Annotated in this window: 22 protein-coding genes; 19 read left to right on the plus strand and 3 right to left on the minus strand. The window is 25.6% G+C overall.

The window, feature by feature from the left end:
- Positions 1 to 11 precede the first annotated feature (11 nt).
- Genes AC07E4_RS09655 through AC07E4_RS09680 form a run of 6 tightly spaced genes read left to right on the plus strand, consistent with a single transcriptional unit; the run spans position 12 to position 5,191 of the window.
- Positions 12 to 200, plus strand: coding sequence for a 4Fe-4S dicluster domain-containing protein (locus AC07E4_RS09655; protein WP_040327441.1), 189 nt, complete (start codon positions 12 to 14; stop codon positions 198 to 200).
- The gene (locus AC07E4_RS09660) at positions 193 to 1,311 is read left to right on the plus strand and encodes a 2-oxoacid:acceptor oxidoreductase subunit alpha (protein ID WP_478216265.1); all 1,119 of its coding nucleotides are present in this window, start codon (positions 193 to 195) and stop codon (positions 1,309 to 1,311) included. Before AC07E4_RS09655 ends, AC07E4_RS09660 begins: the two co-directional genes overlap by 8 nt.
- Before the next feature lie 2 nt (positions 1,312 to 1,313).
- Positions 1,314 to 2,081 (plus strand): thiamine pyrophosphate-dependent enzyme, encoded by a 768-nt coding sequence (locus AC07E4_RS09665; RefSeq protein WP_040327443.1) that lies wholly within the window; start codon positions 1,314 to 1,316, stop codon positions 2,079 to 2,081.
- 22 nt (positions 2,082 to 2,103) lie between these two features.
- Positions 2,104 to 2,634, plus strand: coding sequence for a 2-oxoacid:acceptor oxidoreductase family protein (locus AC07E4_RS09670; RefSeq protein ID WP_040327444.1), 531 nt, complete (start codon positions 2,104 to 2,106; stop codon positions 2,632 to 2,634).
- Positions 2,635 to 2,678: 44 nt separating this feature from the next.
- Positions 2,679 to 4,046, plus strand: coding sequence for an aldehyde dehydrogenase family protein (locus AC07E4_RS09675; protein ID WP_478216266.1), 1,368 nt, complete (start codon positions 2,679 to 2,681; stop codon positions 4,044 to 4,046).
- Positions 4,047 to 4,072: 26 nt separating this feature from the next.
- Positions 4,073 to 5,191, plus strand: coding sequence for a 4-hydroxybutyrate dehydrogenase (locus AC07E4_RS09680; protein WP_478216267.1), 1,119 nt, complete (start codon positions 4,073 to 4,075; stop codon positions 5,189 to 5,191).
- Positions 5,192 to 5,371: 180 nt separating this feature from the next.
- Here the strand turns inward: AC07E4_RS09680 and AC07E4_RS09685 are convergent, their stop codons facing one another.
- The gene (locus tag AC07E4_RS09685) at positions 5,372 to 7,507 is read right to left on the minus strand and encodes a sensor histidine kinase (protein ID WP_478216268.1); all 2,136 of its coding nucleotides are present in this window, start codon (positions 7,505 to 7,507) and stop codon (positions 5,372 to 5,374) included.
- 255 nt (positions 7,508 to 7,762) lie between these two features.
- On the opposite strand from AC07E4_RS09685, the gene AC07E4_RS09690 reads away from it, so the two are divergent.
- From AC07E4_RS09690 to AC07E4_RS09745, 12 genes are all read left to right on the plus strand, one after another.
- The gene (locus AC07E4_RS09690) at positions 7,763 to 8,269 is read left to right on the plus strand and encodes a gamma carbonic anhydrase family protein (RefSeq protein WP_478216269.1); all 507 of its coding nucleotides are present in this window, start codon (positions 7,763 to 7,765) and stop codon (positions 8,267 to 8,269) included.
- A gap of 38 nt (positions 8,270 to 8,307) precedes the next feature.
- Entirely contained in the window at positions 8,308 to 8,919 is a 612-nt protein-coding gene (locus tag AC07E4_RS09695) for a DUF488 domain-containing protein (RefSeq protein WP_430829190.1), read from the plus strand.
- Positions 8,920 to 9,056: 137 nt separating this feature from the next.
- Positions 9,057 to 9,713: an ABC transporter ATP-binding protein gene (locus tag AC07E4_RS09700; protein WP_430829191.1), complete on the plus strand. Its 657-nt coding sequence runs from the start codon at positions 9,057 to 9,059 to the stop codon at positions 9,711 to 9,713.
- Entirely contained in the window at positions 9,713 to 10,459 is a 747-nt protein-coding gene (locus AC07E4_RS09705) for an ABC transporter permease (protein ID WP_430829192.1), read from the plus strand. Before AC07E4_RS09700 ends, AC07E4_RS09705 begins: the two co-directional genes overlap by 1 nt.
- 695 nt (positions 10,460 to 11,154) lie before the next feature.
- Positions 11,155 to 11,709 carry an NUDIX hydrolase gene (locus AC07E4_RS09710; protein WP_040327452.1) on the plus strand — a complete coding sequence of 185 codons (555 nt, stop codon included), beginning with the start codon at positions 11,155 to 11,157 and terminating at the stop codon, positions 11,707 to 11,709.
- 197 nt (positions 11,710 to 11,906) lie between these two features.
- Entirely contained in the window at positions 11,907 to 12,821 is a 915-nt protein-coding gene (locus AC07E4_RS09715; protein ID WP_040327453.1) for an ABC transporter substrate-binding protein, read from the plus strand.
- Positions 12,805 to 13,839 (plus strand): FecCD family ABC transporter permease, encoded by a 1,035-nt coding sequence (locus tag AC07E4_RS09720; RefSeq protein ID WP_040327454.1) that lies wholly within the window; start codon positions 12,805 to 12,807, stop codon positions 13,837 to 13,839. Before AC07E4_RS09715 ends, AC07E4_RS09720 begins: the two co-directional genes overlap by 17 nt.
- Before the next feature lie 5 nt (positions 13,840 to 13,844).
- A complete protein-coding gene (locus tag AC07E4_RS09725; protein ID WP_040327455.1) occupies positions 13,845 to 14,600 on the plus strand; it encodes an ABC transporter ATP-binding protein in 756 nt (251 codons plus the stop codon).
- A gap of 499 nt (positions 14,601 to 15,099) precedes the next feature.
- Positions 15,100 to 15,501 carry a hypothetical protein gene (locus tag AC07E4_RS09730; protein ID WP_478216270.1) on the plus strand — a complete coding sequence of 134 codons (402 nt, stop codon included), beginning with the start codon at positions 15,100 to 15,102 and terminating at the stop codon, positions 15,499 to 15,501.
- 242 nt (positions 15,502 to 15,743) lie between these two features.
- Positions 15,744 to 16,199 carry a GNAT family N-acetyltransferase gene (locus tag AC07E4_RS09735; RefSeq protein ID WP_478216271.1) on the plus strand — a complete coding sequence of 152 codons (456 nt, stop codon included), beginning with the start codon at positions 15,744 to 15,746 and terminating at the stop codon, positions 16,197 to 16,199.
- Between the two features lie 158 nt (positions 16,200 to 16,357).
- On the plus strand, positions 16,358 to 17,701 hold the full coding sequence (locus AC07E4_RS09740) for a replication-associated recombination protein A (protein ID WP_478216272.1): 1,344 nt from the start codon (positions 16,358 to 16,360) through the stop codon (positions 17,699 to 17,701).
- A gap of 219 nt (positions 17,702 to 17,920) precedes the next feature.
- Positions 17,921 to 19,102, plus strand: a complete 1,182-nt coding sequence (locus AC07E4_RS09745) for an alanyl-tRNA editing protein (protein ID WP_478216273.1) — start codon at positions 17,921 to 17,923, stop codon at positions 19,100 to 19,102.
- Between the two features lie 55 nt (positions 19,103 to 19,157).
- Here AC07E4_RS09745 and AC07E4_RS09750 read toward each other — a convergent pair whose 3' ends face one another.
- Positions 19,158 to 19,307 carry a hypothetical protein gene (locus AC07E4_RS09750; RefSeq protein ID WP_158644462.1) on the minus strand — a complete coding sequence of 50 codons (150 nt, stop codon included), beginning with the start codon at positions 19,305 to 19,307 and terminating at the stop codon, positions 19,158 to 19,160.
- 23 nt (positions 19,308 to 19,330) lie between these two features.
- Positions 19,331 to 19,558, minus strand: a complete 228-nt coding sequence (locus tag AC07E4_RS09755; RefSeq protein ID WP_040327459.1) for a DUF1292 domain-containing protein — start codon at positions 19,556 to 19,558, stop codon at positions 19,331 to 19,333.
- Positions 19,559 to 20,016: 458 nt separating this feature from the next.
- Here AC07E4_RS09755 and AC07E4_RS09760 point away from each other — a divergent pair, with 458 nt between their 5' ends.
- A complete protein-coding gene (locus tag AC07E4_RS09760; RefSeq protein WP_040327460.1) occupies positions 20,017 to 20,289 on the plus strand; it encodes a NifU family protein in 273 nt (90 codons plus the stop codon).
- The last annotated feature ends 50 nt before the right edge of the window (positions 20,290 to 20,339 follow it).

Below are 20,339 nucleotides of genomic sequence, written 5' to 3' on the forward strand. Positions count from 1 at the left end.
GGGGATTAATCATGATATATATAAATGAAAAATGGTGTAAGGGATGTGGATTATGTGTAGACAGTTGCCCAAAGAAAGTTTTAGGTAAACAACAATTAAAGGCAATTGTAATAAATGAAGAAAGTTGCATAAAATGTCACATATGTGAAAATATTTGTCCTGATTTTGCAATACATGTAAGGGGGGACAGAAATGAGTAAATTAGTATTAATGCAAGGAAATGAAGCTTGTGTTGAAGGTGCTATTAAAGCTGGAATGAAGTTTTATGCAGGATATCCTATAAGTCCAGCAAGTGAAATAGCAGAAATAAGTTCAGTTAAACTACCTAAGGTGGGTGGTAGATTTATACAAATGGAAGATGAGATAGCAGGAGCAGCAGCAACTGTTGGAGCAGCATTAACAGGTATAAAATCAATGACTGCTACAAGTGGACCAGGATTTTCATTAAAACAAGAAGTAATAGGATATGCTTCTATGGCAGAAATACCTTGTGTAATAGTAGATGTAATGAGAGGGGGACCAAGTACAGGACTTCCAACATCTGTATCTCAAGGTGATGTAATGCAAAGTAAATGGGGAACTCATGGAGATCATCCAGTTATAGTTATTGCTCCAGATAGTGTAGCTACTATTTATGAACTTACTATAAAATCATTTAATTATGCTGAAAAGTATAGGGTTCCTGTAATTTTACTTTTAGATGAAGTTATTGCTCATATGAGGGAAAGTGTTGAACTGAAAGATGACATTGAAATTATAAATAGGAAAATTCCCAAAGGTAAAGAAAACTTTATTTCGCATGAATTAACAGAAGATTTTGTACCTTCAATGGCACCACTTGGTGAAGGATATAAATTTCATGTAACAGGACTTAGTCATGATGAAACGGGTTATCCTTCTAATTCAAATGAAATTGCAAAAAATTTAATTGATAGGTTGTTAAATAAAATAGAAAAAAATAAAGATGATATTTCTATGTATAAAAAAATAAATACGGACCATTGTAAAACACTAATTGTTACATTTGGTTCTACAGCTAGAGTGTGTAAAGAGCTTGTCTTAGAAGAGAGAATTGAAGATTTAGGACTATTTATACCATATACAATTTGGCCTTTCCCAGATAAAGCACTATTAAAAATATTAGAAGAAAATGAAATAAATAAAATAATTGTTCCAGAATTAAACGCAGGACAATTAGTATCTGAAGTTAAAGCAATTGTTGGAGATAAATGTAAAGTTGTAGCTTTAAACAAATATTGTGGAGAAATTTTCAATATTAATGAAATTAAAGATGCACTAAAGGAGGATTAAAAATGAAGGAAGAATTGATTGATAAATATTTAAGAAAGGAACATCTTCCTCATATTTGGTGTGCAGGTTGTGGAAATGGAATAATAGTTAGTGCTTTAGTTGAAGCTATTGATTCTTTAACTATAGATAAAGATAAAATATGTATAGTTTCAGGTATTGGATGTTCTTCAAGAGCAGCTCAATATATGAACTTTGATACTATACACACATTGCATGGAAGAGCAATTCCTTTTGCAGAGGGCATAAAACTTGCCAATCCAGAATTAGAAGTTATTGTGTTAACAGGTGATGGGGATTGTACTGCTATTGGTGGTAATCATTTAATACATGGATGCAGAAGAAATATAGATTTAAATGTTATTGTTTTCAATAATAATATTTATGGAATGACAGGTGGACAATGTTCACCAATGACGCCATTAAATGCAAGAACAACAACTACTGAAACAGGAAATACTTGTAGAGATTTTAATATTTGCAAGTTAACAGAAGCTGCTGGAGCAACTTACATAGCAAGAAGTACAGTTGCACATTACAATCATTTGGTAGATATGATAAGGAAAAGTTTTAATAATAAAGGATTTTCTATAGTAGAAGTTTTGACACCTTGTCCAGTGCAATTTGGAAGAAGAAACTCCTTAAAAACACCATCTAGTATGATAAATGATATTAAAGAAAAAGTTAAAAATAATACTGACATATATAAAATAGGAATATTAAAAGATACTAGGGAACCTGAGTATATAAATGAGTACATCAATAATATTTAGTTAAGTTTAGGAGGAATTTAAAATGAGTAAAAAAGAAATATTATTTACTGGCTTAGGTGGACAAGGAATTGTAAAATCAGGTGTTATTCTAGCAGAAGCAGCAGTTTTGGAAGGTAAACACACAATACAAACTCAAAACTATGGTCCTGAATCAAGAGGGGGCTGTTGTAGAGCTGATGTAATAATTTCAGATAATGATATATGTTACCCACGAGTAGAAAATCCTGACATCATTCTTGCTTTAAGTCAAAGTGGACTTGATAAATTCATAAAAAACGCAGATGAAAACACAATTATAATTACTGATAAGAGTATAGATGCTCCTAATGAAAAAAATGTAAGAAAATTCGATATATTTAACTGTACAGAGAATGTATTAAAAAATTCTCAAGCTATAAATATATTATGCCTTGGAATATTGGCAGCTTTAACTAAAGAAATAAATTATAAAAATATAGAAAAAGCAATTTGCGATAATGTTCCAAAATCAACTATAAATAAAAATTTAGATGCATTTAATGCCGGAATAAATATGGTGGATATTGCTATTTAAAAAAATATAAATTTGAATAAATTAAATAAAAGGGGAAATAAAAGATGGAAACTAAAGTATGTATTGATGAGTTAATAAATAATGCAAAACTAGCACAAGAGGAATACTCAAAATTTAGTCAAGAAAAAGTAGATAAAATAGTTAGAGCAATTGCAAAAGTTGTTTATGATAGAGCAGAAGAACTTGCAAAAATGGCTGTAGAAGAAACAAGAATGGGTGTATATGAAAATAAAGTAAGTAAAAATAAAGGTAAATCAAAAACTATATGGAATAATCTAAAAACAAAAAAATCTATAGGAATTCTTGAAGAGGATAAAAGTACAGGAATAATAAAAGTTGCTAAACCAAAAGGAGTTATAGCGGCAGTTACACCTTGTACAAATCCTATAGTTACACCTATGTGTAATGCAATGTTTGCATTAAAAGGTGGAAATGCTATAATAGTAGCACCTCATCCAAGAGCAAAAAAATGTAATAAATATGTAGTAGATTTGTTTAATGAAGCTATAAAAGAATTAGGTGCACCTGAAAATTTAATTCAAACTATAGAAGAACCCTCAATAGATTTAACTTCAGAACTTATGGGGAAAGTTGATGTAGTTATAGCTACTGGTGGTATGGGAATGGTAAAATCAGCTTATAGTAGTGGAAAACCTGCTTATGGTGTTGGCGCAGGAAATGTTCAATGTATTATAGATAGAGATGTAGATATAAGTGTAGCTGTTCCTAAAATAATAACAGGAAGAACATTTGATAATGGAATAATATGCTCAGGTGAACAAAGTATTATAGCACCTAAAGAAAATTATAATGAAATAATAGAAGAATTTAAGAAAAATGGAGCATATTACACAGAAGATCCAGAAACTATAGAAAAGTTTGCAAGTGTAATGTTCCCAGAAAATGGACCTATAAATGGAAAAATAGTTGGACAAAGTACTCAATTTATTGCTGATTTAGCAGGTGTTAAAATTCCTGAAAACACAAAAGTAATAATCTTAAAAGCCAGAGGCAATGGTCGTGAAGATGTATTATGTAAAGAAAAAATGTGTCCAGTTATGATTTCTTTTGAGTATGATACTTTTGAAGATGCAGTTAAATTAGCACAAAATGATTTAAATTTTGAAGGAAAAGGACATTCTTGTGCAATACACTCAAATAATAAGGGGCATATTGAATATGCAGGAAAGCATTTAACTGTTAGTCGACTTGTAGTAAATCAACCTTCATCAACATCAGCAGGTGGAAGTTTATATAATGGATTTGCGCCAACAACTACTTTAGGCTGTGGATCTTGGGGAAATAACAGTATTTCAGAGAACTTAGATTACAAACACTTAATAAATGTTTCAAGAATAGGTTTCTTTAATAGTGATGCAAAAGTTCCAAGTGATGAAGAAATTTGGGCATAAGATATTAATGAAAGAAGGATAAAATTATGAATTTATTAGAACTTAGACCTAAAATTTTAAAATTTGATTTAGTTAAAGAATTTTGTGAAGAATTTTCTGTATGTGAAAATGATTTAATATTTACTAATAGGTTTTTATATGATACTTTTCTTAAAAATCTAAATCTTAAAAACTGTTATATTTTTCAAGAAGACTATAATTTAAAAGAACCTTCTGATGATATAATAGATAAAATAATAAAAGAAATTTCACCTAAAGATATAAAAAGAGTTATAGCTATAGGTGGGGGCTCTATAATAGATATATCTAAAGTGCTATCACTTAAAGAAGTTGGCACTACTTGTGAGTTATTTGAAAAGAAACTTCCAATAGTAAAAGAAAAAGAACTTATAATTATACCAACAACTTGTGGAACTGGAAGTGAAGTTACAAATATATCTATAGCTGAAATAAAATCTAAAAAAACTAAAATAGGGCTTGCAGTTCCTGAATTATATGCAGATTATGCTATTCTTATACCAGAGCTTGTAAGAAATTTACCATATGAATTCTTTGTATATAGTTCAATTGATGCACTTATTCATGCTATAGAATCATTGGTATCACCAAAAGCAAACCCATATACAGAAATGTTTAGTAAAGAAGCAATTAAAATGATACTGCATGGATATAAAAAAATAATAGAAAATGGTAAAGAATATAGAAAAGAAATAATAGAAGAATTTCTAATTGCAAGTAATTATGCAGGAATATCTTTTGGAAATGCTGGAGTTGGAGCAGTGCATGCATTGTCATATCCACTTGGTGCTACTTATCATGTTCCACATGGAGAAGCTAATTACCAGTTTTTTATAGAAGTATTTAAATGTTATAATAAAAAGAATCCTAATGGGAAAATAAAAAATGTAAATGAACTATTAAAAGAAGTAATGAAAACAGATAAAAATGTAGATGTATATGAAGAACTAGAAAATCTTTTGGAAAATTTAATAAATAAGAAAAAATTAAATTCTTACGGTATGAAAGAAGAAGAAGTAGAGATTTTTACAAACAGTGTAATAGAAACACAACAAAGACTTTTAGCTAATAACTATGTAGAACTTAGCAAAGAAGAAATAGGTAAATTATACAAAAATCTGTATTAATGCATATAAAGAAAAATAATTGATAAAATTAAAACACAAATTTGTAAATAAACATTGCCTCATCGTCTGCAAATTTGTAATTTAATAATTCAACTATTTTAATTTTATATTTGAACTACCCAAAAAAAACACATGTTCATTAATTTGAATATGTGTTTTTTTATTATATATAATTTTTTATTAAACAGAATATATATCTGAAAATTCTATATTACATCTATCAATTTTAGAATCTAATACCTTTGATTGAATGTCTACATTTTCTTTATCTTTAACCTTTTTTATAGGTAAAGTAAATATAAATTCTGCACCATCTTTAAATTCAGTATTTAACCATATAGTTCCATCATGTAATTCAACTAATGATTTTACAAGTGAGAGACCTATTCCGCTACCTTCACACTTTCTATTAAGCAAATTATCAGTTTGTGTAAATCTTTCAAAAATAGATTTAGCATGTTCTTCATCTATTTTAACTCCATCATCTTTTACAGATACAATTAAATTACTATTTTCTTTATCATAATCTATATTTACAAGTATTTCACCGTCTTTTTCTGTATACTTTACAGCATTTGATAATAAATTCAACATTATAGTTTCTATTTTTTCAGGATCACAAGCTGTTATTATTTCCTCTTCTGATGTATCAAAAATTATACTTCGTCCTTTAGTTCCAATATAATCAACCACAGAAGAAACAATATTTTCTATTAGGTAAACTATATTACAATTGATTAATTTTAATTCATAATATCCACCATCTATTCTAGTTATATCTATTAAATTATTAACAAGTCTCAATATTCTATAAGAGTTTTGTTTTATACTCTTAATATATTTAAAAAGTTTTTCTTTTTCATCTAAACAAGGGCAATTATCTAGATTTTTAGAAATTAATTGAATAGTAGTAAGTATTATATTTATTGGGGTCCTAAACTCATGAGAAATATTAGCAAAAAACTCTGTTTTTAAACTTTCAAGTGCAATAGCATCTTCTAATAATTTTTTTTCCTTTTCTAATTTAAATTGATTAGTTTTATCTTTAGCTGTAAGAATAGTACATTTAGAATCTTTTATATAATTCCAACTCCATTCAAGTATTTTATACTCATTATTTTTACATCTATATTTATTTAATACACCCAATTCTTTCTTTATTGATTTTTCATGAATGCTTGTGAAATTGTCTAAATCATCAGGGTGAACTAAGTCTAATATATTCATTTTTAAAAGTTCATTTTCAGTCCATCCTAAAGTACTTGTCCACTTATCTGTAATTTTAATGAATTTACCAGTTTCATCAATAATTGCACATAAATCTGTAGCTGTATTTAAAAACATTTCTAATTCATACTCTGATGCAATTCTTTTTTCAAATTCATCCTTCGATTTGTTAAATAAAAATCTATTTTTAAATAACAATCCAAGTTTGTAACAACAATTTTTAATGAAATCATCTTTTATATAATTGGTATTAGTTTTATTATTATAATCATAATAAATATTTATGATACCTATTAATTTTTCTTTACATTTTAAACTGCAAGTTATGACTTCTCCATTATTTGTATGATAACCTAAATTACTCATTACATAAGTGAAATTATGACATATATCTTCATTAATAAAAAAATTTTTTGTTGTATCATCTAGCTTTAATTTAAAATCATCTTCTAAATTTAAATAACAACCAGTTTTAAGATATAAATCTAAACTTTGTAAACTTTTATCATATAAAAAAATGCTGACTTCATCACATTTTAAAGTATTATGCAAATTAACAATGATTGTATTTATTCTTTCTTTATATTCTATATCAGTATTTTTAAATTTTTTTATATCATATAGTTCAGTAGAAAAATCCAAATTAGCAAGTATATTTTTAGAATCTTGTTCTATTTCTCTCTTAATATGTTCATCAATACTCTTATATAAAGTTATATCTCTAGCCATTGCCATAATCCATTTTGATTTTTTTCCAGTTCTATAAAGTTGACTTTTATATGTTTCAAACCATTTTTCCACCCCATTAATAGATATTTTAGATTCTTGAAATGTAGGTGTTTTTCTTAATATAACTTCTTTATCATTGTTATTAGATTTAGTTCCAATATCCTTATCACCAAAATCTAAATCATTTTTCCCAAGAATATCTTCTTTTTTTCTATTCATTTGTTCAGCAAAAGCTTTATTTACATATTTATAATTTCCATTTTCATCTTTAAGCCATATCTCATTAGGAATGGCATCTAATATGCTTTCTAAATCTTCCAAAGTATATCCCTTTTTTAAAAAATCATTTTTATAACACATTTTTCTCACCTCAATACACAGGTTTTAAAAAGTAAATTTAATTATATACTTTAATTAATAAACTAATTATATTGCAATATTTACATATTCTCAATAAAACTTGAAAAAATTACAAAAATAAATTTATTTTTGTTGAATTTATTCTTTTTTATTAGAATTTTTAAACTTTTCCGTTTAAATAGTTTTCTATTTAAAACTATTTTTATTAGTATATAATAAAATTAAACAAATGATGAAATTTAGGAGATGAATTTTATGATATACAAATATAAGGGTAGTAATCCCCTAATAGATAAAAGTGCTTTTATAGCACCTAGTGCAGATATTATAGGGAATGTAACAATAGAGTCTAATTGTAGTATATGGTTTGGAGCAGTATTAAGAGGTGATTGTAATCCAATATTTATAGGAAGTGGTACTAATATACAAGATAATTCTACAGTACATGTAGGACATAAAGAATGCGTACAAATTGGGAAAAATGTAACAGTTGGTCATAATGCAATTATACATGGTTGTAAAATAGGAGATAATACATTAATTGGTATGGGAGCAACAATACTTAATAATGCTGAAATAGGTGAAAATACTATAATTGGTGCTGGTAGTCTTGTAACTTCAAATAAAAAAATACCTTCTGGAGTTTTGTGTATGGGATCTCCTGCAAAAGTTATTAGAAATCTTACTGAAAATGAACTAGCATCACTTAAAACTTCTGCTCAACATTATATAAACGAAGCAAAAGAATATAAATCTATGTAAAATTTAATAAACTAAATTAAAAAAGTGAAGGTGAGTGTATGGATATTTATACAATAGGACATTCAAATTATGAATTAACCCGTCTAGTTGATATGTTAAAACATTATAATATTAATTGTATTGTAGATATTAGAGCTACACCTTATTCTAAGTATAATATTCAATATAATAAAGACAATATAAAACACACACTAATAAACTTAGGTTTTACTTATATTTATATGGCTAAGGAATTTGGTGCTAAAAGAGAGACTAAAACCTCATATAATAGTTATGGATATGCTGATTTTGAAAAAGTTATAAATGAAATAGACTTTAAAAATGGTGTAGAACGTTTAAAACTAGGTATTAAAAAAGGATATAAAATTGCACTTTTAGGTGCTATGCAAGAACCTTTAAGATGTCATCGAAGTATATTAGTTGGTAAAGCTTTAACAGAAGAAGGTTTTCATGTAAAACATATTTTACATGATTATTCTTTAGCATATCAGTTAGCTATAGAAGAAAGTCTTTTAGATAAATATTTTAAAGGTGGAAAACAACTTACATTAGATACTTTTGAAAATTCAATTTCAAGAGAAGATATGTTATTAGAATGCTATAGACTTGCAAATAAAGAAATTGGTTATAGAATTGAAAATTTAAACTAGTTTTAAAGCTGTATTAAAATAAATGTTGTCTTATTTTAATACAGCTTTATGCTTTTGGGTTGATATATTTTTTTATAAATTTTATACTATAAAAATGTAGAGTTAATTAAACTTATAATTAGAGTAAGGAGATTAAGATGAGTATACTTGAAGTAAAAAATATTTACTATGAAAAAGATAATACAACAATATTAAATGATATTTCCTTTAATGTAGAAAAGGGGGATTGCATATCAATAATTGGTTCTTCAGGTAGTGGGAAAAGCACACTTTTAAAATTATGTTCAGATTTGATTCCTGTAACTAAAGGTAATTTATTCTATAAAGAAAAAAATTATAATGAATATGATCCTATAGAACTTAGAAAAAATATAAGTTATTGCATTCAAATCCCACATTTATTTGGTGATAATGTATATGAAAATCTAACATTCCCATATAAAATACGTAATGCAGTTATTGATAGATATAGAATCGTAGAAATGCTAAATAAATTTAATTTAGATGAAAGCATTTTAAAAAAAGATATTAAATCTTTATCTGGTGGTGAAAAGCAGAGAATTTCAATAATAAGAAACTTAATTTATACTCCAGACATACTGCTTTTAGATGAAGCTACATCTGCATTAGATAAAGAAAATGCTAGACTTGTTGAAGCTTATATAAAAGATTTAAATTTAAATGGTGTTACAATTCTTTGGATTACTCACAGTTTAGAACAAAGTACTAAAATATTTAATAAAAGAATATTGATGTGTGAAGGTAAAATTGAAGATATAGAGAGGATTAAGTAATGGATACAATATCACTAATTATAGCATCTATACTAATTTTAATTCCAATTTTTATATCTTATAAGGAACATTTAGGATTGGAAAAAGAAATTATAGTAAGTATTTTAAGAGCAATTATTCAATTGTTAGTTGTAGGTTACATTTTAGATTTAATATTTGGACTTAAAAATCCCATATGTACAATAATATTAATTTTAATAATGATGATAAATGCAGCTATAAACACAAGAAAAAGGGGACAAGGCATTAAAAATGTAGTAAGTATATCTTTTGTTTCCATGGCAGTAGGAACTATAATAACAATGACAATACTTGTTTTATCAGGTGCAATAAAATTTGTTCCTAATGAAATTATACCAGTAGCTGGTATGGTTATAAGTAATTCAATGGTAGCTATTGGATTAAGTTATAGAAACTTAAATAATAACTTTAAAAATAAACGGGAAGAAGTTGAAGTAAAGTTATCTTTAGGTGCAGATATTAAGGAAGCTTCTAAAGATATTTTAAGAGACAGTATTAAAATAGCCATTATTCCAACTATAGACTCAGCAAAAACTTTAGGAATTGTATCACTTCCTGGAATGATGACTGGACTAATTTTAGGTGGAACATCACCACTAATAGCAATAAAATTTCAGATAATGGTTACATTTATGATACTTTCATCTTCATCAATATCAACAATGCTTGCTACATACATATGTTATAAAGATTTCTTTAATGAACGAAAGCAATTGAAAATATGATAAAATAGAACTTCACTAAAATTTAGTGAAGTTCTATTTTATTTAATAAATTCATGTTTTAAATTTCTTTTCCCTTTATAGATAATAACCCATATTTTGTATCTGCAAATGCAGTTAGGGAGTTATCTTCAAAAGTTCCATTTACTTTATATGGTATTTTAGTTATAAGTTTTCTGATTTCTCCTGAAAATTCAAAGGTATTATCTCTAATCTCTCCATTTGAAAAATTATTTTTTTGAATTTCGTAATCTTAATTATTGTAGTAAAATAAAGCTATAGGAATCCAAGTTGGAACTTTAAGTTATTCATGTTTCAGTTGAGAATTCTAATTAATTTAATTGAAAATGGAAAATTGAAAGTTGAAAATGAATGTAAATATTGGATTTCCAATTTAAAAGAATGATTTTTTATTAAATTTTCAGAGCAAATTAGTGGAAAACAATATAAAAACGTAGTTTTTAAGCATTTCTATTTTTAGATATTAGGAACAAAGAGAGTAATAGCTACCATAACTTTTCACTTTTCACTCTTAGTTCTTAATTGGTTTACGATACAAACATAGGAATAAAATATAATTTTAGTAATATCATTTGAAAAAGACATTACTTCAAATTTGAACTTGGAACCCTATAGTACTTTTATAGAAATATTAAATATAAAGGTTTTATTATATATTATGAAAAGAGGTATTTATTTTGAATTGGAAAGAATCACTTAAAAAATATGAACCAATAAATGAACAGGAATCAGCAGATAAAATTTCAATGTGCAACTTATTAAGTAGTTTTGATGATATATTAACAAGAAAAAATACTATTGCTCATATAACTTGTTCATCTTTAGCCTTTAATAAAAGTCATGATAAAGTTTTGATGGTTTATCATAATATATATGATAATTGGTCATTACCTGGTGGTCATGCTGATGGGGAAGAAAATTTTTTAGATGTTGCTATAAAAGAGATTAAAGAAGAAACTGGTGTTAAGAATATACGTGTTGTAAATAAAAATATTATAAGTTTAGATATTTTACCAGTTAAATCACATATTAAGAATGGAAAGTTTATATCATCACATTTACATATATCCCTTGTATATTTATTAGAAGTTGATGAAAATGAGAATTTAAGAGTAAAAGAAGATGAAAATAGTGATGTTAGATGGATAGATGTAAATGCTGTTTTGGACATAACTAAAAAAGAACCTCATATGCAAGCAGTTTACAAAAAGATTTTAAGCAGAAATAAATAAATTCCATAAATCTTCTTTTTATTACTTGAATTGACAAAATAATATGTAAATAATATAATAATTATTGCTTAAATTGATAATAATTATTAGTATCTCATATAAAATTTAAATATATAATCATATATTTAATATTAAATGTATATATTAATAATGTTGTTTTTAAGATTAATATTACAAAATTTAAACGGAGGTTACATATGAAACATTTAAAACACATTTTAATATCTTTATTATTAGTAGTTATGTCAACAGTTTTATTTGTTGGTTGTGGTAGTAAAACTACAACTATGACTGATAGAGCAGGAAATGAATTTACTACTCCTAAAAAGATGGAAAAAATAATTTCAACAGCTCCATCAAATACAGAAATTTTAGTAGGATTAGGATTAGGCGATAAACTAATTGCTATTGATAAATACTCAGATGATATTGAAGGTATTAATAAGGATATAACTAAAATAGATTTTAGAAATCCAGATGCTGAAGCTATAATAGGCTTAGAGCCGGATATAGTAATTGCATCAGGCCATAATCAAGAAGGTTCTGAAGATCCTTTTAAAGTAATAAAAGATGCTGGAATTACAGTTGTATATCTTCCAAGCAGTGAAAGTATAGAAGGAATATATGAAGATATAGATTTCTTATCAAAATTAACTGGAACTGAATCTGAAGGTAAGAAAATAGTAGATGAAATGAAAAGCGAAGTTGACAAGATAAAAGAAACTGCAAGTACAATTAAAGATAAGAAAAAAGTTTACTTTGAGATTGGTTCAACTCCAAGTTTATATAGTTTTGGAAGCAAAACATTTCTAAATGAAATGATTGAAACTATTGGTGCTGAAAATGTATTTGCTAAAGAAGAAGGATGGATTTCACCTAGTGAAGAATCTGTAATTTCTGCTAACCCAGATGTAATATTAACAAATGAAGGTTACATAGAAAATGCTACAGATGCAATAAAAAAACGTCCAGGTTTTGAAAATGTAAATGCAGTTAAAAATAATAAAGTATTTTTAGTTGATAAAAATACTACATCTCGTGGAAGCCAAAATATAGTTAAAGCACTAAAAGAAATGGCAAGAGATATTTATCCAGATGAATATAAAGAATAAAAATAAAAATATGCTTTTAATACTATCTATTCCTATAGTATTTTTAGTAATTTGTATCGGAACTTCCATTGGGAGTTCCGATATTAATATAACAGATATTATATCGATAATTGGTAATAAACTTTTTAATTTACCATTAATAGAAGGTATTAAACCTAAAGATGTTTCTATAATTTGGGTTATTAGGCTTCCAAGAGTACTACTTGCATTTTTAGTTGGAGCAGCATTAGCTGTAAGTGGTGCAGTTGTACAATCTATATTAAAAAATCCATTAGCATCTCCATATACATTAGGGGTATCATCAGGTGCGTCTTTAGGTGTAGGCATATACATAATTTTAGGAATTACAATACCTATAGTAGGAAATCTTGCTTTACCTTTCATAGGTTTTTTATCTGGAGTTATAACTGTATTTTTTGTTATAATGTTTTCAACTAAAGTAGACAAAGGATTATCTAATAGTACTATAATTTTAGCTGGAATGGTTTTTTCATTATTTACTAATGCTATATTAACTACTATATCAGCATTATTTAGTGAGGATATAAAAACTATAACTATGTGGCAAATGGGATCTTTCGCCATGAAAGGTTGGTCTTATGTTCTAGTTGGATTACCGTTTTTTGTAATTGGAATATTAATAGTTTTAAGATATTGTAGAGAAATGGACATTTTGACTTTTGGTGAAGAACAAGCTAAATCTGTTGGTGTAGAAACAAAAAAAGTGAAAAAAATATTATTTATAGCAACTGCTATTTTAACTGGAAGTGCAGTTGCACTAAGTGGGACAATTGGATTTATTGACTTAATAACACCTCATGTAGTAAGAAAAACCTTAGGTTCAGAACATAAACTTGTTATTCCAATGTGTATAGTTTTTGGGGGCTCTTTAATGGTAATAACTGATTTAATAGCTAGAACTATAGCATCACCATCTGAACTTCCAGTAGGTGCAATAACAGCTTTAATTGGTGCTCCATTCTTTGGTTATTTATACTTTAATAAGAGAAGTAGGTGATTTATATGTTAGAAATAAATAACTTATATTGTGGTTATGATGGAATAGATGTTGTTAAAAATGTTTCTATTAAAATAAATCGCGGTCAAAACATATCCATAGTTGGTCCTAATGGTTGTGGCAAAACAACTATGTTAAAAGCTATAGCTAATTTAATAGACTATAAAGGAAATATACTTTTAGATGGTAAAGAAATTAAAAATTTTAAAAGAAAAGATTTAGCAAAAAAAATTGCTTTTATGACCCAAACTTCTCAAATATATTTTCCATATACTGTGTATGAAACTGTAGCACTTGGAAGATATGCTCATTTAGATGGTGTTTTTGCTAGTTTATCTAAAAAAGATATAGATATTATTTTAAATTGCATAGAAACTGTAGGATTACTGGATTATAAAGATAAGTTAATAAGTGAATTGTCTGGTGGTCAACTTCAAAGAGTATATTTAGCTAGAGCTTTTGCACAAGATCCAGATATAATATTACTTGATGAACCAACTAACCACTTAGATTTAAAATGCCAAATAGAAATATTAGAGCATATAAATAACTGGACTAAAAAAAATAATAAAACTGTAATAGGTGTACTTCATGATTTGAATTTAGTTCAAATGTTTAGTGAAGAAATAGTTATGATTAAAAATGGAGAAATTATATCTAGTGGGAAATCTAAAGAAGTTTTAGATGAGCATAAATTAAAATCAGTTTATGGATTAGACATAAAAGGTTTTATGATTAAAGCTTTAGAAAAATGGAAATAGAACTACACTTAAAAATAGTGTAGTTTTTTATCACTCCAAAATTTTCAACGTATAAAATTAGCCATTATTTTGGTATTATATATAATATATAAATATATTATATTAGCATTATATAGTAAAAATTTATGTAAATTTACTTTACTATATAGAAAAATTATATATAATATATAAGTGTGATAATTTATGATGCATATAGGGGAACAAGCTTTCACTTAAATTTTATGTATGAATTTAAGAATAGTTTTTTTACTTTGTTATTAAATTTAAATCAATTCATATCATAATTAACTATTAAGAATGTGTAATTTTGAAAATGAATAAATTTAGAAATTAACTTAGAACCCTATACAGAAAAAAGCTTCAATAAAAATTTAAAACTTATAAATCTATAACTAGTATATTATAAAATTAAATTTAATATAATTGTAAATACTACTAGTAAATATGTTAGATTACATTAGGTGCTTAAAGTAAATTACCAAAGAAAGAGGTTTTATAAATGGCAACTTTAAATATATTTAATAAAAAAGTTTCATGGCAAGGATTAAATTTAACTTGTGCATTAGAAAGATACTTAAATACGAATAATATAGCATTAGAATTATATGATGAATTTGGTGAATTTTACGGATGTGTTACATTAGATGATAGAGCTTCATTCCCCAAATCAAATAATGCAGTTATTTCAAACACAAAAGAGTTTGAAGGAATACTAGGAGCTTTAACTAAAATTGATATGGTTAAAGTTGTAGGAAAAATAGACATAAAATTATTAATGAGAGATTTAGTTGTAGTTAATACTAGACAATTTAAAGAAATTGATGAGGATGTTTTCTTAGCCTTTGCTAAAAGCACTTCTACTGACTTAACTGAATTTTTAAGTGAACAAGAACAAGAATAATAAAATATTTTAATTTTAAGCACTAAGCATGTTAAGGAAGATAGCTTACCAAATAATATATATTTGATTTGTTATTTTCCTTAATGTGCTTTTATATAGAAAAATAATTTTTTAATATGTTTTAAGAATTTATGATAAAACAAGAAATTATTTAGGTTATAATTTTAAATAGTATTGTGTCAAGAAACAAAATTTATTTAAAGTTAAAATGAAAAACTAAATACTATGATGGGGGAAAATATATGGAGTTAAGAAGGGTTACATTAAAAGATTTTGATAAATTATTTCAATGGATTAATGATGAAGATGTAAGAAAGAATGCAAGATATACTCAAAAAGTTTTTCGACATAGCTTTGAATTTGATTTTTTGAAAAATATTGAAAATCCCAATATACATCATTTCATAATTATGGATAATAATTATGAAATTGGTCAAATAAAAATATCTAAAGAAAAAATTAAAGTGGTATATAGTTATAGTATAGATAAAAATTATCGTAATAAAGGTTTTGGACTTAATGCTATAAAATTAGCTGAAAACTATATAAAAGATAACAAAAACCAATTTAAAGATGTAAATGAATTAGTTGCATATGTTAGAAATAGCAATATTGGTTCATGTAAAATTTTTGAAAAGTTGTTATACAATGTAGAATTTAAAAATAACGACTATACAATTTATATAAAAAAGTTATAATTAGCAGATTTATGTAAATAATTTTAATATAATTAATTAAATTATTTTTATCCTAAAGGAAAAATAATTTGATATAATAAACATATCATAAAATATAAATGGTATGTTTATTTATACCATTTAAACTTAATAATTTATTTTAGGAAAGGTTTATAAATATGAGTTTTAAAAATATTAGTCTTTTTGATATAAATCCAACTGAAGAAAAAGAATATTCTTCTAATGCTCCATTAGCAGAAAGATTAAAACCAGAAAGCCTAGATGATTATATAGGACAAGAACATATTCTATCAAAAGGTAAACTTTTATATAGAGCTATAAGCGCAGATAGATTGTCATCTCTAATCCTATATGGACCACCAGGAACAGGAAAAACTAGTTTAGCAAGAGTTATTGCAAAATCAACTAGTAGTAATTTTAAATCATTAAATGCTGTTACAAGTAATTTAAAGGAACTTAGGGAAACTATAGAAAAAGCTGATGATGATTTGAAAATGGAAAATAAAAAAACTATAGTTTTTATAGATGAAATTCATAGATTTAATAAAAGTCAACAAGATGCCTTACTTCCACATGTTGAGAAAGGGCGAATTATTCTTATAGGTGCTACAACAGAAAATCCATTTTTTGAAGTTAATAAAGCTCTTTTATCTAGAGCAATGATATTTCAATTAAATCCATTAACTAAGGATAATATAAAAAAATTAATAAAAAAAGCTTTAAATGATGAAAAAAGAGGATTTGGAAATTTAAATATAGAATTAAAGAAAGAAGCTTTAGAGTTTTTAATTGAATCTTCTAATGGTGATGGTAGAAGAGCATTAAATGCACTTGAGCTTGCAGTTTTAACTACAAATAAAAATGAAGAAGGGGTTATAATCATAGATATTGGAACTATTGAAGAATGTATCCAAAAAAAACATATAACATATGACAAAAATAGTGATAATCACTATGATATAATATCTGCATTTATTAAAAGTATGAGGGGCTCAGATCCTAATGCTGCTGTTCATTATTTAGCTAGAATGCTTTATGCAGGTGAGGATATTGAATTCATTGCTAGAAGAATTTTAATATGTGCATCTGAAGATGTTGGTAATGCAGATCCCTATGCACTACTAATAGCAAATGCTTGTTTAGATGGTATTTCTAAAATTGGAATGCCCGAAGCTAGAATTTTACTTTCTCAAGCTGTTACATATGTAGCAAGTGCACCTAAAAGCAATGCAGCTTATAATGCTATAAACAGTGCATTAAATGATGTACAAAATGAAGATATTGGGGAAGTTCCAATTCATTTAAGGGAAAAGGGCTATAGTGGTGCTGAAAGACTATATGGTGATAAAGAAAAGTATATTTATCCTCATAACTTTAAATATCATTATGTAAAGCAACAATATCTTCCAGATAAAATAAAAAACAAGGTATATTATGAACCTACTGAAATTGGGTATGAGAGTAAAATAAAAAACAGATTTAGAAGTCTTAAGGAATTATAATATAAAATATATTGTAACTTATATAATTAAATAAATATAGTAAGTATATGTTTAAGTTTTTTTCAAAAATATGCTATAATTTAAAAAATCTAAAGCGTATTTTAATATTATAGGTAAAATTTATATTTTAATTGCTTTTGTTTAAATAAAGATTTAAATGTAAATTTTGTAAGTCTATATAAATACTAAAAATATTTTATTAATTGCGAGGTTTAAAATATGACACAAAAAATATATTATGATACTCCATATTTAAAGCATTTTAATGCTAAAATTAAGGAAATAAAATTTATAGATGGTAAATATCATGTTTTATTAGATTCAACAGCTTTTTATCCAGAAGGTGGCGGTCAACCATGTGATACTGGATATATTAATAAATTAAAAGTAAATTATGTTTATGAAAAAGATGGTGAAATCTATCATGTAATGGATGAAAAATTAGTAGATGAAAAAGTTAATGGTGAAATAAATTTTGAAAAAAGGTTTGATTATATGCAGCAACATAGTGGTGAGCATATATTATCAGCTGCTTTTCACCAAATTTTAGGAACTAATAATACATCATTTCACTTAGGTGATGATTACGTAAGTATAGATATTGATACTCAATATATTGATGATGCTAAGATAAAATCAGTAGAAGAACTAGCAAATGATATTATTGCAACAGATTTACCTATTAAATCATATGTTGTAGATAATTTAGATAGATACGAAATAACTTTAAGAAAAAAAATTAATATTGATGGTCCAATAAGAGTAGTCCAAATAGGTAACTTTGATTTTAGTGGGTGTTGTGGAATTCATGTTCAAAATACATGTGAAGTTGAAAATATTAAAATATTGAAATATGAAAAAAATAAAACTGGAACTAGAATTTATTTTATATGTGGTAATAGAGTTTTTAATGATTATAATAATAAGCTAAAATTTGCTTCTGATATTTCAAAGTTATTCGAATGTAAACAAGAAGATGTTTTAAATAAAGCTAAAACTCAAATGGACACTATAAAAGATTTAAATAAGCAAATAAGAACTTTAAAAGAAAAATTTATTAAAATGAATTCCATTGAGCTTTTAAAGGAATGTGATAGCAATATTTTAAATATTGTATTTGAAGATGAAAGCTTTGAAGATGTACAATTATATAATAAAGAATTTATGGATACAGATAATTTAATAATAATATTATCATCTAAATTGGATAATAAAATATTATTAAATTATAGTGGAGTATACAATATTAATTGTGGCAATCTATTTAAAGAAAACATATGTCAATTTGATGGTAAAGGTGGTGGAAGTCCTAAAATAGCTCAAGGTACTTTCAAAAACACTGAAAACTTAATTAAATTTAATGATTTTTTAGTAGAGTATATAAAAGAGAATATTTTATAAATAGAAACAGCAAAGTTAAACTAATAACTTTGCTGTTTTTATGTAACTTTAAATATTAAAAGTTTTTATTTATATTTGTATGTGCTTCTCCCGGATTTAATTTTGTTGGTTCAAATGTATTCTTATCTGGAAGATGTCCAGAGTTTCTAAATTTTTCTTTATAATATTTTTCATTTTCTTCTACAACTTTTTTATGACTTTTCATAACAATCTTCCTTTCCTTAAAAACTACATAGCTTTATTATATTCCTTCAACACTTTATCAAATTCAGGTCCTTTGCTTACAGAATCATATTGAACTTCACTACCTAAATGAGTAACTCTATAAGCATAAGCTTCATTAGCATTTTTAGGTCCAGCTATTATGTATTCTTTATTATCTACAAATAGCTTGTCAATTAACTCCATTTCTACTGTGTTTCCATGAGCATCATTAATTTTAAAAATTTCTGCCATAAAATATTCCTCCTTAGTTTTATTATAATTTTATATAAATTAATAAAACTATAATATGTATTAATACTATTATTAACTAAAGTAAAAAAAATATAATAGGCAAATTTTAAAATTGATAAATTTATTCTTAAATGATAACATATTTGTATATATACGGGAAAAGTAAAATTAGGACCTTCATTTTTTATATAAAGATAGGAGGTAGTTAAAATGTTTATATTAAAATGTAAAAAATATACTTGTTGCAAAAATGCACCATAAATGCAAAGTTGCAATATTTATATTTTAAAAAATAATATGTACTATTAGAATAAAGAAAAGTCACAATATTCATGTAAATTTAATATTTTGATGATGTTTATCTCAACTTAAAATGTAAATTATTATATTAAATTTTATTTTTACAAGATAGTTACAAAAAAAGTTGCAATTTTGCAACAAAAATGGGGGATTTATTTATGGAAAATAATATAAAAAAAGTTCTAAATGAAAAAATTAATCCAATATTGTTAAATCATGGTGGAGAAGCTGAATTAGTTAAATTTAATGATAATATAGTTACAATTAGATTTAAAGGTGCATGTGCTAATTGTCCATCAGCTAGTAAAACTCTTGAAGACACTGTGTCTATACTACTTAAAGAAGAACTAAAAGAAATCAAAGGTGTAAAATTGGCACAAGGTGTTGGTGATGAATTAATTGATATAGCGAAGAAAATACTTAATAAGTAAATGAGGTTGGCATATAAATTGCTTTGTTATAGTGACATGAAAACATATTA

This window comes from Clostridium amazonense, from assembly GCF_056431285.1.